General features: G+C 71.1%; 9 protein-coding genes. 4 read left to right on the forward strand and 5 right to left on the reverse strand.

Going from position 1 to position 13,934, the window contains the following annotated elements; translation table 11 throughout:
• The first annotated feature begins 241 nt into the window (after positions 1-241).
• Together mobF and OG948_RS33095 are read left to right on the forward strand one after the other, a co-directional pair.
• A complete protein-coding gene (gene mobF / locus OG948_RS33090; RefSeq protein WP_406299999.1) occupies positions 242-4,798 on the forward strand; it encodes a MobF family relaxase in 4,557 nt (1,518 codons plus the stop codon).
• A 209-nt stretch (positions 4,799-5,007) separates the two neighbouring features.
• Positions 5,008-5,598 (forward strand): hypothetical protein, encoded by a 591-nt coding sequence (locus tag OG948_RS33095; RefSeq protein ID WP_406300000.1) that lies wholly within the window; start codon positions 5,008-5,010, stop codon positions 5,596-5,598.
• Between the two features lie 229 nt (positions 5,599-5,827).
• On the opposite strand, the gene OG948_RS33100 is transcribed toward OG948_RS33095, so the two are convergent.
• The 4 genes from OG948_RS33100 to OG948_RS33115 all read right to left on the reverse strand — a co-directional run bounded on the left by OG948_RS33100 (position 5,828) and on the right by OG948_RS33115 (position 10,683).
• Positions 5,828-6,703: a 4'-phosphopantetheinyl transferase gene (locus OG948_RS33100; protein ID WP_406300001.1), complete on the reverse strand. Its 876-nt coding sequence runs from the start codon at positions 6,701-6,703 to the stop codon at positions 5,828-5,830.
• Positions 6,704-6,859: 156 nt separating this feature from the next.
• Positions 6,860-8,422, reverse strand: a complete 1,563-nt coding sequence (locus OG948_RS33105; protein ID WP_406300002.1) for a hypothetical protein — start codon at positions 8,420-8,422, stop codon at positions 6,860-6,862.
• A complete protein-coding gene (locus tag OG948_RS33110; protein WP_406300003.1) occupies positions 8,323-9,159 on the reverse strand; it encodes a hypothetical protein in 837 nt (278 codons plus the stop codon). The genes OG948_RS33105 and OG948_RS33110 overlap by 100 nt, the downstream gene beginning before the upstream one ends.
• Positions 9,160-9,744: 585 nt before the next feature.
• Positions 9,745-10,683 carry a hypothetical protein gene (locus OG948_RS33115; protein ID WP_406300004.1) on the reverse strand — a complete coding sequence of 313 codons (939 nt, stop codon included), beginning with the start codon at positions 10,681-10,683 and terminating at the stop codon, positions 9,745-9,747.
• Between the two features lie 649 nt (positions 10,684-11,332).
• On the opposite strand from OG948_RS33115, the gene OG948_RS33120 reads away from it, so the two are divergent.
• Complete coding sequence (locus OG948_RS33120; RefSeq protein ID WP_406300387.1) at positions 11,333-12,025, forward strand: S1 family peptidase; 693 nt, start codon at positions 11,333-11,335, stop codon at positions 12,023-12,025.
• Positions 12,026-12,454: 429 nt separating this feature from the next.
• Positions 12,455-13,207: a DUF4232 domain-containing protein gene (locus OG948_RS33125; protein WP_406300005.1), complete on the forward strand. Its 753-nt coding sequence runs from the start codon at positions 12,455-12,457 to the stop codon at positions 13,205-13,207.
• Between the two features lie 312 nt (positions 13,208-13,519).
• Here OG948_RS33125 and OG948_RS33130 read toward each other — a convergent pair whose 3' ends face one another.
• Positions 13,520-13,825 (reverse strand): hypothetical protein, encoded by a 306-nt coding sequence (locus tag OG948_RS33130; RefSeq protein WP_406300006.1) that lies wholly within the window; start codon positions 13,823-13,825, stop codon positions 13,520-13,522.
• Positions 13,826-13,934 lie beyond the last annotated feature (109 nt).

Below are 13,934 nucleotides of genomic sequence, written 5' to 3' on the forward strand. Positions count from 1 at the left end.
CGGGACCGAGGTCCCGGATGGGCAAAATCGCCGACCCCTGCCGGCGGCTCCCACGAGCAACCACCCCCAGCGTAACCCGGCTCGTGGGTGCGGCGCCGGGTCCCGCCGCACGTCCCTCGTCGGCAACAGGGGCCGAGGGCAAGGTAATTCGCGCACGGAGCGTGAGAGCAACAGAACCCGCACACCTATGCATCCACGGAGTCTCTTCCGTATCCGTGGCCCCATGATTACCCTCTGTCCCGTGCTGACGATCTCCGCCGGGAGCGATCACCGGTATCTCACCGACCAGGTCGGGCGCGGGGCGGAGCACTACTACCTCAAGGCGATCGAAGTCGCGGGGGAGCCCCCCGGCGTCTGGTTGGGCGCGGGCGCCGCCGCGTTCGGTCTCCGGGGCGAGGTCGACGCCGAGGTCATGGGCAGGCTCTACGGCGACATGGTCGACCCGCGTACCGGTGCCCCATTGGGCGCGCCGCCGCGCAACTACCGCGATGTGCAGGAACGCCTGGCGGACGCCCTGGCAGCGCTGCCCGACACGGCCACTCCCGAGGAACGGGACGCGGTGGCCGATCGGGTGCGGGCCACCCAGGTGCGGGCCGTGAAGTATCTCGACCTGACCTTCTCCGCGCCCAAGAGCTGGTCGGTCTTCCACGCCGCGTTACAGGCCGAGGGCCGGCACGAGGAGGCCCAGGCGGTCTGGGACGCGTGGATGGAGGGCGTGCGAGCCGGGCTCGAACACCTCCAGGAACACGCCGGTTTCTCCCGAGCCGGACACAACGGGGTCCGCCGCGTGGACGCGCACGAGTGGACCGTGGCGGCCTTTCGCCAGCACACCTCGCGCGACGACGACCCGCAGCTGCACGTGCACTGCGCCGTGCTCAACCGGGTGCGTTCGGTCGAGACGCACCCCTACACCGGCCAACGCATCGAGCGGTGGCGAACCCTGGACGGGCGGGCCGTGTACGCCGAGCGGCCCGCCGCCGCGGCCGTCGCCGAGCGGGTCGCCGAGGAGGCCCTGACGAGAGCGTTGAACGTGCGCTTCGCCACGCGCCCGGACGGAAAGGCCCGCGAGATCCTCGGCATCGGCGAGGAGGTCCGCGAGCAGTTCTCCTCCCGTCGCCGGGTGATCTCGGCGAAGGTCGCCGACATGGTGGAGGTGTACCGGCTCGTGCACGGACGCAAGCCGTCGGCGTACGAACTCACCTGCATGGCGCAGACCGCGACGCTGCACACCCGCGCACCCAAGAAGAAGCAGGCCGCGTCGCGCGAGGAACTGCTCGCGCGCTGGGAGCGGACGGCCACCACGCACCTGCGCGAGTCGCTCGCCGGCATCGCCCGGCGGGTGTTCGACGCCGGGACCGCCGCCACGGTCGAACCCTTCGATCCGGACCGGGTGATCGCCAGGGCGATCCGCGAACTGACCGCGAACCGTCCCACCTTCCGGCAGGCCGAACTCGTCGCCGAGCTCAATCGGCAACTCCCGGACCGGCTGGGCGGTCTGACGCAAGGTGAGGTCCGTTCCCTGTTGGCCGAGTTGGCCGCCCGGGCGCTGTCGCCGCAGTCGCGGACACCGGGCGGGCCCGCCCTGATCCGGCTCACCCCGCCGGACCCCGTGGCCGCGCCGTCGGCGCTGCTGATGTCCGACGGCACCTCGCGCTACACCCGGCCGGAGGCGGTGCTCTACACCACGGTCGAGCACCTGGACGTCGAGGCGCGGATCATCGCGCACGCCGTGCACGGACGCGCCCGGGCCGTTCCGCAGGCGATGGTGGATCGATTCCTGGCCGGCGCCACCCTCGGCACGGACCAGGCCGCCGCGGTCCACGACCTGGCGGCCGCCGGTCGGTTCGTCGACGTGCTGGTCGGCCCGGCCGGGACCGGGAAGTCCTACACCATCGCGGCCCTGTGCGCGCTGTGGGAGGCGAACGGGGGAACGGTCAAGGGCCTGGCGGTTGGTCAGCGGCAGGCTCGGGTGATGGCCGACGAGGGCGTCTCGCGGGTCGCGAACGTCCGGAGGTTCCTGAACGCCAACGCCGCGATCGCGGCGGGGGAGGTCGTGCCCGACCGGGACCTCTACACCTTCCACGCGGGCGAGTTGGTCATCGTCGACGAGGCCGGCACGTGCGCCACCGCGGACCTGGACAGGATCCTGTCCCTGGCCGCCGAGGCGGGCGCCAAGGTGGTCCTGGCCGGCGACCACGGGCAGACCGCGGAGATCGGCGCGGGCGGCATGTTCGGTCTGCTCGCACGCGATCTCCCGCACACGCACACCCTCGAGGAGGTGCGCCGTTTCCGGGCGGACTGGGAACGCGCGGCCAGTCTGCGGGTGCGCGAGGGCGACGCCGAGGTCTTCGCCGAGTACGACGCGCGCGGACGGGCACACGGCGGCACCGCCGAGGAGATGAAGGAGGCGGTTTACCGGGGCTGGCTGGTGGACCACCTCTCCGGTCTGGACGCACTGCTGGTGGTCCCCACCCGGGAACTGGCCGCCGAGTTGTCGGGCCGCGCCCGTGCGCAACTGGTGAGTCTGGGACGGGTGGAGGCGGCGGGCGTGCCGCTCGCGGACGGGAACGTGGCGGGGCGCGGCGACCGTGTGCAGCTTCGGCGCAACGATCCCACGTTGACGAGTTCGGGGCAGGGCCACTGGGCCACGAACCGGGACGTCGTGCGGGTGCTGGAACGGCACGCCGACGGCGGGCTGACGGTGGCCTACGACGACGGCGAGACCCTGCGCGTGCCGGCCGCGTACGTCCGGGATCACGTCGAACTGGGCTACGCGGGAACGGTGCACGCGGTGCAGGGCCGCACGGTCGAGGCCGCGCACGCGCTGGTCGCCGCCGGCATGAGCCGTGAGCAGCTCTACGTCGCGCTCACCCGGGCCCGGGCGGCCAACCACGTCTACCTGGCGGCCGTGGAACCCGACGAGGCGGGGGCGCGGTCGGTGTTCGGCGCGGTGCTGAGTCGCACCGAGGCGCAGCGTTCGGCGACCGAGGCCATGCGCGACGCGTTCACCGAGGCGGACTCGCTGCGGACGTGGGCGCCGGTGTGGAGCGACCTGGTCGAGCAGCGCGCCGCGGCGGACTGTCTGGGCGTGCTGATGGACGAACTCGGCGCGCGTGACGGCGCGAGCGTCCAGGACGACCCGGCGTTCGGTGCCCTGACCCGATTGTTGCGGCGCGTCGAGGGGGCGGGCCACGACGCGTACGGGTTGTTACGGACCGCGATCCGGGCCAGGGGGTTGGCGGACGCGGACAGCGTCGCCGAGGTGCTGCACTGGCGGCTGGAGCGGGAACTCGACCTCGCGGAGCGCCCGATGCCCGCCGGGCGCGAGGGGCGAACGGCCGAGGGGCGGATCGCCGAGGGGCGGCGGTCGGGCTCGGCGAGGTTGCCCGGCGCGCGATCCCGGGGGGAGGGCGCGGCCCATGGCACGCGGTTCTCGGGGCAGGGCGCGACCCACGGCACGCGGTCCTCGAGCGCCGGCGCCAGGCCCGGATCCGCAGGCCACGACGACCGGGTCGCGCGGGCCGGCGACGAACGCGAGGTGCCACGCGCACGATCCGGGTATCTCGCCCGCACGCCCGCGGCGAACGATCCCGTGGGTGTGTACCTGCGACGGCTCGCGGAGGTGATGGACCAGCGTGTGGACGAACTGGGCCGCGCGGCCGCGCAGTCCCCGCCCGAGTGGGCAATCGAGCGGCTGGGCGCGGTACCGAGCGATCCCGGTGCCCGCGAGGAGTGGACGCGCCGGGCCGGCCTGGTGTCGAACTACCGGGAGGCGTACGGCTACACCCGGTCGGGCGACGCGATCGGCCCGGCTCCGGCCACGGATGCGGTGGACGCCCGGTACGCGTGGGACCGGGCCGCCGAGGCGCTCGGCGTCGCGGCCCACGCACACCGAGCGGACGGAGCCTCGGAAGCCGAATTGCGCCGATCCCTGGAGCGCTACGAGCGCGAGGAACTCTGGGCCCCGCCGCACGTCGCGGACCGACTCAAGGCGGCGGCGGAGGAGCAGGCGCACTGGCAACAGGAGCGGGTCCGGGCGTTGATGGCATCGTGGACCGCCGGTACCGCGCAGGAGTCGGAGGCGGCCGAGCGATCGGCCGAACTGGCCGCGTGGCGCGCCGCGTCGGCGGAGACTCGGGCCCGGACGCTGGAGACGATCCATGCGGCGCGGCTCGCGTGGTACGCGCACACGGCCGAGGCACGCGAGCAGGCTCGGACGGCCCGCGCGGAACTGGACCGACGCGAGCGCCGGGCCGATGCGATGCGAGCCGGCGCGATGCGAGCCGATCGATCCGAGCCGCCCGTGCCCGGGTCGGCCGCATCCGGGTCGGCGGCACCCGGGTCGGTCGGTGCCGGACGTCGATCCGAGGGCGTCATCGACGGCGGAAGCGGCGGGAACGGTGGGAGCGGCGCGAACGGCGCGAACGGCGCAACCGCGGCCGGCTGGCGCAAGGCCAAGGGCGTCACCGCCGACCCGGCCTCCTCGCGTCCGCCGCGACCCGCGCCGCCTGGCAACGCGTCCACACAACCTCCACGTTCGAGCAATCCCCCGCCGTCGGACGAGTCGATGAGTCTGGAGGAGGCATCGGCACGGGCGGCACGGGCCCGAGCGATCATCGAACAACGGCGTCAGGCGGGCGCAGGGGTGGCCGCTGCCGGCTTCACACCGGCCGGCGACATCGCCGCCTCTCGCGGCCCCGCCGACGAGAGCGCGGGGGAGGCCGCTCATACGGTCGACGGCGCCGAGCCCCGGCACGAGATCCCCGCCCGAGTCGATCGCGAGCCGGGCAGGGGATAACCACCCGGGGCCACACCCCAACGGCTTTCGTATGCCGTGGTGTTCGCGTGTGGGGTCGCACGCGCCCGAACTCCGTTGCCGTGTTCGGGTGTCGGTGGTCCGCGCTATCCAACCTTTGGGTGCACTAGGGTGGTTCGCGCTTCGTGACGGACGGGTTACTGCGGTGCCCGCTTCGTGTCCGGGTGAACCTCGATCGATCGAGAGGGACTATGGCCGACAAGTACCAACGCAAGGCTCTGGAGGCGGGGGTTCCGGATCCCAAACTCGCCCTGGCGATTCGCGATCAGAAGAAATACCCCATGCAACCCTTCGGGTTCGTGCCGCCCAAGCCGTTGTACACCGCCCCCAAGGCTCCCGAGACGAAGTCGGAACAACAACTCGGCTTCCATGCGCCCGATCCGCGTGGTCTGCCGATGCCCGCGCCGAAGTACTCGGCGGAGATGCCGATCGGTTACGTGGCACCGGGCACCGCCGACAACTCGTTGCGGACCAACTCCGCGCCGACGCGGATCAAGGCGGGCTTCGTGGCCCCCGCGCCCACCGGCGGACCGTACCGGTCGCCGGACGGCTCCTCGCGGCCGGGACTGGGCTTCGTCCCCGCCAAGGATGGCGGTCGGGGCGCGCAGGCCGGCTCGGAGCGGGCCTCGCACCGTTTCGGGTTCCAGGCCCCCGAGGCGACGGCCGCTCGGGACCAGGGCGCCGGCGCGGACCGGGGATCCGGGAACAGGCAGCGTTTCGGGTTCCAGGCCCCCGACGCGGCGGCGTCCCGGGACAGCGGCCACCGGGGCCCGGAACGCTGAGCCGACCCGGGAAGATTCGTACCGCCGCGCCGGATTGGTGACCGCCCGGGGCCGCATCGGGCACAGCACCCTGCGCTGACGAAACCACGCGTTCGCAAGCCCCGGCCGGCGCCGCTGCCAAGGCGATGCCGCTCGATCCGAAGCTGTGCGGGCGCGGGTCCTCGAAGTACTACGAGGGCTCCTGACACCCTTCGCCTACATCGGCACGCAGCGCTCTCGACGCCCCCGCCTACATCTGCACGCCGCGCTGGACGTCCGTCCGAGGCACTGCCGCGGGAGCGACCGCGGGGTGCCGGGTATGCGGGGTGGGCGACGACGGGATCCGAGGCGCTCGAGTGGGGCGCACATGACCCGAGGTCGCCCTCGCGGGTGACCAGCCCCGGCCGGCGACGACGGCGGCGGACACACCCTGGGCCCTTGCCCCGGGACGATATCGGTCGGAGTTGATCACGCTCGCCGCGGTGAGGACCAGGCCGTCCTCCGCCACCATCCACTGCCCCGAAACGCCGGTCAGCGGACGGCCGTTCACCTCGGGGCCGGGGGCCAGGAGCACGTTCGCCCGGAACGTCCCACGGTCCGGGTCGATCAGCACTTCCGCCTGCCGCATGCCCACTTTGGTCCGGGCCAGCGGATACCACGCCTTGAAGGCCGCCTCCTTGGCACTGAACAGGATGCGATCCCACGGGACGTCGGGTCGCTCCGCCGCGAGTTCGGCCAGTCGGCGCCGTTCCGCCGGCCCCGTCATGCGATCCCACCCCACGGTGACCGGTCTGCTTCCGGCGTTGGCGTCGATCCCGATGCTGAGGATGTCCGCGACTCGGGCGACCGCGGCGCAGCGGTATCCCCGGTCGTGGGTGATCGTGCCGGTGACCTCGTCCGGCCACACGGGTGCCTTGTCCGGACCCTTGAGCACCGGCCCGGGCGGACAACCGAGTTCGGCCAGGGCACGGTGGGCGCATCGTCGACCGGTCGTGAACTCCCTGCGCCGTTCCACGCTGGGAGCGCCGGCGATGATCGCCTCCTCCTCCGGAAACAGCGCGTGCCCCGGCGGGTCACCGAACACCTCCGAGAAGACGACTCCGGGAGGCAGAATTCGTTCGATCATCATTTGCCTGTCTCGGACGTACGGGCCACGGGAGGCGAAGGAAGTCGAAGATTATTTTATCCGTGTCCGCCCCGGAACCCGCCTCGGATCGACAACGCAGTGCCGGGCAGCATGATCGCGGATGCACCCTGGAGCAGCCTTCACGTGATTCGCGGCCTACGCCTCGGGCCCACGCTGTTCCTGCGCGCTCCTGCGGCTTGTGTCGATCGTGTTGTTCTGCGTGGGGCCGCGTTCGTCGGATCGACCTGTCGCCGAGCGCGCGGATTGCGCCGAGGAGGACAGCGCCGTCGAGGCCGGGGCCCACCCGGCTGTCACGATCGATACGGGAAGTCGGCCCTTCGTGCCTGCAGGTTCGACCGGGATTCCTTGGCTGACGGCCCAATTTGCCCATGCCTCGCGAATCTCCGGCTTGCGCAATTCGGCTTCTGCCTTGCCCACATACGATGCTTTGTCATGGTTGTGCGTCATTTTCGCCAGGTCGTCCCACCAGGGCCGCACCGCCGCGGCCGGCAGACGCTCTTTGGCCAATGCGGTGTACAGCCGCAAGACGCTCGGCGCGTCCATGCGGGGGGCGAAGCTGTTCAAAAGGGAGTGCAGTTCGGGCTCGACCGGGCCCGATCGGGCGACCCAGTTGTGCACCTGTTCCGTTCCCGCGTCGCGCTGGATGTCGAGGGATTCCCGGGAGGCTCCGGAATCGGCGTGGGTCCGCGCGTAGTCGTGGATCGCCAACCAGGCCCCGGCCTTGACCGCGTCGCGTGTCGCGGGGGAACGAAGTCGTTCGTCGACCAGGACGGGATTGATGAAGGTGAGCCCGGACCAGTCCATGGGTATTCGACTCTGGAGACCCTGTACCGGGCCGGACCGCTCGATGCGTTCGGCACTGGTGAGCGGACCGCCCAAGAGGTACTCGAAGGCGTAGACACCCTCGAGGGAGGCGAACGTGTAGGCCGGATCCTGTGGGAGGAAGTCGAACGGACTGCCGGGGCCTGTCGGCATGTCCACCAGGTAGCCGCGTTTGGTGCCGGGATGCGGGTCATTCGGGGTACCGAGGTAGGCCATGTAGGCGCCGGAGAACGTTGTGCGGTCGTACAGGGCCCCCAGCAGTTCCTGGATGCTTCCCTTGAAGCCGTTGTCCACGACCGTCACGGCACTGTCGGTCCGGCCGACCGGGACGCCGGCCGAGCGCAGGTATCGCGTGAGCATCCGCGCCGAGCCGGAGACCTCCTGCGGGGACCTTCGACGGTCGCTGCGAAGGCCGGCGACCTGCGCGTTCTCGATGCCGAGACTGTATTCCGCGTCGCGCAGGGCATCATCGGCGAGCCGGCGGGAGAGCACCACCTCGCTGCAATGGCGTTCGAAGAATTCGGGGTCGAGGCCACGAAGCGCGCCTGCCAGGACGTGCCCATCGCGCCCGAGGAACGCGATCCGATGCGCGGGGTTCTGCGCCACGCTTGCCCGGAAATCGTGTGCCATGCGGTCGACGGCGGACGTGACGATCGGGCCGAACACGTCGTGGACGGTCCGGTAGGCGGATTCGACGGCGACCGCTTCCCCGGCTCCGAGACCGAAATAGTCGACGATCGCATCGACGCGGGGGAATCTCTGTTCGAGCGGATGCATCAGGACCGCGGTATGGCCACGGCTTGGTGAAGCCACTGGATGAAGGCATCGGTATGCACGTCGACACCCGTCCAGGGCATCCGGTTCTGTCCCGGCCACTCGAGGAGGTCGGAGTCCAGATAGGGCAACTCGATGGCGGCCGACAGGGCGAGCGCGGCGGTGAGACGGATGGGACTCTTCGCCGTCCGCGCCCACCATCCCTCGGGCACCTCGATCGCGGCGAGCCCCGCACAGGCCAGCAGGTTCCGTCCGAGCAGGAGGTGCAACGACTCTCCCGGTTGCACGGTGAGTGCCCGGGCACACAACGATCGCGGAACGAGTTCGGGTGCCGGGACACCTTCCGCGGACAACAGGGACAGCAGCACTCCGACGCTCGACGCGTTCGCGGGAACCACCTGTGTCACCCGAAGCCGGGTCGCCACGTCGCGGAAACCCTCACAGACCGACAGCAGTGGGGCCGCGTTGTCGGTGCCCACCCAGCGAATACGCCCGTCCACCGCTGTCACGACGTCCGCCGCCCGTGCCGTGACCGTGACATCGCGACGATCGCACGCGGTCAACAGCGCCCGGACCATCGACGCGTACTGCGACTCGACAACGACCGCGATCAGTTCCGGAACACGGCGCGCCGCGGCCACGACCGCGAGGAGCGAGGCAGGGTCCTCCTCCGGCGCGACGCACAGGACCAGGGGACAGCGGCGCAGATCCTCCGGAAACGGCGACCCTTGCGCGCCGGAACCGATTCCAAGCTCGGGAACGGCCTCGCCGAGCGCGGCCAGAGCTTCCCACTCCCTGCGCAACTCGTCCCAGGACGCGTCGTCGTCACGTTCGTCCATCACGCCCCCACCCCCGTGACGTGCCCGCCGGGATCAGCCCGCGAAACACCATGTGCCCAGTGCACCCGCCAACTTTACAAGTGGACGAACCATGAACGAACGGAACCACGTGCATTCCCACCAGGCCGACGGCGGGCGCCACACTGTTTGCCGTCCTACGGCGCGGCATTTCCGCACCGACGCATGCCGCGGTGCGCTCGGCTGGACCCAAGGCCTCGCCATCGGTGCCCACACCTTCGAAGGCCCACCCCGGCAGCCCGCCGCACCAAGCTCGCCGACACTCCGGCACCGGCCATCCGGGGCACCGCCGACCAAACCCTCGGGAGCAATGCCTGCCGGCGCGGGCCGGTTCACACCGTCGTCCCGTTTGGGCCGCCTTCCCCCGCGCGGCCCGTCCGAAGCGACCGCGCGGGGATGGCCCTCTGATCGGGTGACGGGCCGCAGTCGGCTGCCGACCACCGTCATCGACGCGGTGCGACGATGCCGCCGAGGTCACACCCCCGGCCACCATCCCGCCGCAGCACCGCCACCGACCGAGATCCGCCCCTGCTGCTGCCCGCCGCCTACGCCTTGCCGGCCGGCGCGTCAGCGCTTTCGCTTGAACTCGTACACGGTGGCGCGCGCCGCACAGTCACGCGGCGGAATCATCTCGACGCGCAGAACGCCCGTGTGCCGGTCGTAGTCATCGCCCTCGGTCTCGAAGTCGACGGCCGCACCGGGACAGGCGCTGAGCAGGGGGAGCGCGCCGAGCGAAGTCACGTGCCCGGTCACCGTCTGCCCGTTCAACGCCTTCTTCAGCTCGATCTGCAGGAGCGGCTTGGCCACGGGAAACAGCTTCGCGTCGGAGTCGTCCGAGGCACACAACAGCCGCTTGGCGTCCAGGAACGTGCATCCCTGGATGTCCTTGACCGGACGATCCAGCTCGATCGTCGCGGCGAGCGGCAGCGTACCCCCGCTGCGCGGCGTGGCCCCGTTCAGGATCGGCGTCGGGAAGACCAGCAGCCGGGTCATCGTGTCCCACTCGCCGGAGACGAGCCAACGGCCGTCGGGGGCAACCGCCGCGAACGAGTTGTTCATCGCCTCGCCCGGCGCCAACGCATGTACGTACTCGTGCGCGACACCCGAGGGCGTGGTCACCCTGAACATCTTCGACGTCGCGTCCCCGCCGCCCTGATAGGCGTCGAACACATATCCGCGAGAGGAGTCGGGGTCCCCGATGTGCGACCACCCGCGCTCCCGCACAGGCGCGGGAATCGAGGTGTTCCCCGCGTAGTACGTGTACGGCTCGCCACCGTGCGGCCGTACGCCGGCGAGCCCCTGAGCCTGGGACTGCGCGTCGATCTCGTACTGCCCGATCGCCTTCCACCCCTCGATCGCGGACGGGAACGCCGCGCTCGTGCCCTCCGACGCCTGTTCCGCGTGCGCCGTGCCGGTAAGCCCGACCGTCGCACACAGCGCGAGGCAGGCCGCGCCCACCGACAGTCCTCGCCGCACCGTTTTCCGACCCCGCACGATCAGCTTCACGTCCACCCAACTCCTTGTCGCGCCCACGCCGCACCACCATGTCCGGCCGCCAAGACCATGGCGCAGGAACCATGTCCGGCAGGCGCCGCCCGCCTGAACGATCAAGGAATTCCCAACCCCTCGGACCCACCCGCCCCATCCGGCGCCGACGCGCGCTCCCGGCGACCTCGACCCGGATCCGTACGACGCGGGGTGCGCGCGCGTCGGCACGCCACCGACCCCACGTCGATATCGGCGGCCCGACCTCCGCGCAGATCCGACCGGTTGCATCCCACGGGGGGCAGCGAATCCAACACCCGCCTCTCATGCCCAACCACCGCATCACCTCCACCTGTTCCTGACGCTCGCGTCGCGAGGACGTACGGAAGCGCACATGCACGGAGCCGCTCCACGTCCTGTCGTCCCGCGCCCGATGTCCGCCGGACGCCCACCCGGTCTCTCGTCAAAGCGCCCCAATTCCCTTTCAAACAAGCCAAATTCGCTCCCGGCCCATAACATCGCCAAGAGGGGAGATTGCTATTACCCGTGGAATCCGGCGTTGGGGATCCTGGTACCCCCTGCACCCCACACGCGAGAAATCGCCTGTCGTCGGAAACGAGGAACTTTGCGAACAACCAAGATCGTCCCCGCCCTCTTGGCCGCATTGCTCATGGTGCTCACCCTCGGCGCCACCGCCACTGCCTCCCCCGCCCCACCCGGCGTTTCCAACGACAATCCGTCGGCCAACGGTCCCCGGCCGATCATCGGTGGCGGATACGCACAGAACGCTCCCTGGGCAGCCCGCCTGTTCTCCGCCGGCAGGCAGACCTGTACCTCGACCATCATCGCGCCCACCTGGATCCTCACCGCCAAACACTGCGTCAGCGGTGGGCAGTTGACCTTCCGGATCGGCAGCCTCGACCAGAGCTCCGGCGGCACCGTGGCCAACGGCGCCCAGACCTACACCAGCCCGTCGGCGGACCTGGCCCTGGTACGCCTGGACCGCTCCGTCTCGGCGACCTACTCCCGACTCGGGCAGCCCGGTTCGGTGACGGTGGGTCAGAGCGTCCAGGTCTACGGCTGGGGCGCGACGTCCCGGTGCGGCCAGGAGATCAACTGCCAGTCGCAGTTCCTGAAAGTCGCCAATGTGACGGTCACCGGCGGCTGCCGCGACGCGTACAACGGCTCGGCGATCTGCGCCCGTTACGGCAATGGCATCACAGCGGGCGGCGACTCGGGCGGTCCGATGAACGCGAACGGCATCCAGGTCGGCGTTGCATCCACCAGTGACCGACAGACCACCACCGCCTACACGAACGTGACCGCGTACCGCTCGTGGATCCAATCCATCGCGGGCGTCTGACCGACTCGTCGTCCCCGAGCACCCCGCTTTTTCCTCGCGCCCCTGGACCCGTCCCCGCCACCGAACCCCGGGCGGGCCCAGGGGCGGTGTCCTGCGTCGACGCGCCGCCGGACGCCACACGGCTTCCAACACCGCCGCCCCACCGAGCTCCGACTCGACGTCGTCCGACAGGGACAGCTCCTGGAACCGCCTCGTGAGCACGCCGCCATCCGGGACGAGGCCGCGCATCGAGGCGGCGGTCACCGGCGTGCCGCGGTCGACGTACCGCCGGGTATCGGATCGTCACGCGGGGTTCAAGAGGTTCGTATGTCACGGTTTCATGGGTGTGTTGTCCCGTCGATTGTGACGTGCGGCGCGGAACTCGAACGGATCTTGGTTCCGTCCTTGGAACCGTCCCGTTGTTCATGCACGTGTTCGAGAAGAGCCACCATGTCTGTGCGTCGTCGCCCCTTGATCCTGTCGACCGCTCTCGTCGCCGGCGCCGTCCTGACCCTCGCGGCCTGTGGGTCCGACGGCGAATCCTCGCCCGCGGCGGGTGGTTCGGTGTCGTCCCCGTCGACCGGGGCACCGGCCGCGCAGCCCGATTCCCGCACGTCGGGGCAGCCCACCACCGCGCCCACGTCGTCCCCTTCGGCGTCCTCGCGTCCGAGTGGGCCCGCCGGGGGCACATCCGGCGCGAACGGCAAGCCCGGCGGCGGAGCGGACGACGCCTACGCCTACACCCACCCGTGCGACAAGCAGAAGTTGTCGATACGCGTGACCCCGCGTCCCGGCGCGACCGGTCAACGGGTGATCGAGGTCCGCAACACCGGTACCACCGCGTGCGGTCTGAGCCACTATCCACTGGTCTACCTGGACTCCGCGAAGTCGTCCGATCGCAGCGCGAGCGTCAAGCCGCTGATCCCCGGCGGCCTGGGTGGGGCGCCGGCGTACCCGCTGTCGGTCGGCCAAACGGCCTACGCGGTGATCGACCTCGACCCCGATGGCGCGAGTACCTCCGCCACCCGGGTCGACGAACTCAACGTCCTCGCGGACCCCGAGCACATGGCCAACGCGGACACCCTCAACTTCCCCCTCGGCTCCGCCACCCCCGTGCTCAAGCCCAAACTGGGCCTCTACCGCAGCACGGTCACGGACGCGGTCGCCTCGATGGCCGCCGCCGACACCCCCACAACCTCCTGACCCCAACGGCAACGCGCACGGAGGCGCCACCGAACCCAGGCCCTGGTCACCCCACAACCCCGCCCTCGCCACACCCGGCGACCCCCCCAAGAGCCCGCCCGCACACCTGCGCGGGCTGGATCCCGGCCACAACCCCGCAAGACCACGGCCCCTGTCGCGACCCATCCGCACGGCGAGCCTCGGGCGTCGGCGCGGCCTGCCGTGCGGATGGGTCCGGGGTCTCTGCGCGTGCTGCTCCGGGGCAGGGTCGGTCGGTCACCAGGGACCTGTTGCCGTCGGGTCGATGGCGCTGCCCGGGGGAGTGGCGAACCGTCAGCCGTAGACCATGGTCCAGCCGCTGCACTTGTAGTCGCCGGTGAGGCCGACCCGCATCTCGAACCACCAACCGGGGCCGACCTCGACCCGCTCGCTCGTTCCGAACCCGCGCTTGGCGTCCGGGTACCAGTAGCCGACCTGGCCCTTGTTCCGGTAGCGCACGGTCGCCCGGCGGCCGTCGGACGCGGTGTCCTGGATGGTGAGGTATCCGGTGCTCCGGTCGTACGTGGCCCTGGCACCCTTGGTGGGGTTGGAGATCGACGTCGTCGCGGCGCTCGCGGGAGCGGCGACGGCGGTGGTCACCCCGAGAACCGCGAGGCCGGCCGCAACGCCGACGCCGAGCCTGCCGGTGACGTCCGCCGGCCGTGAAACGGTGGCCGAGCCCAACAAGGGACGGCGCGCCGATCGCCCA

It is taken from the genome of Embleya sp. NBC_00888 (assembly GCF_045207655.1).
In the GTDB taxonomy this organism is placed as follows: Bacteria; Actinomycetota; Actinomycetes; order Streptomycetales; family Streptomycetaceae; genus Embleya.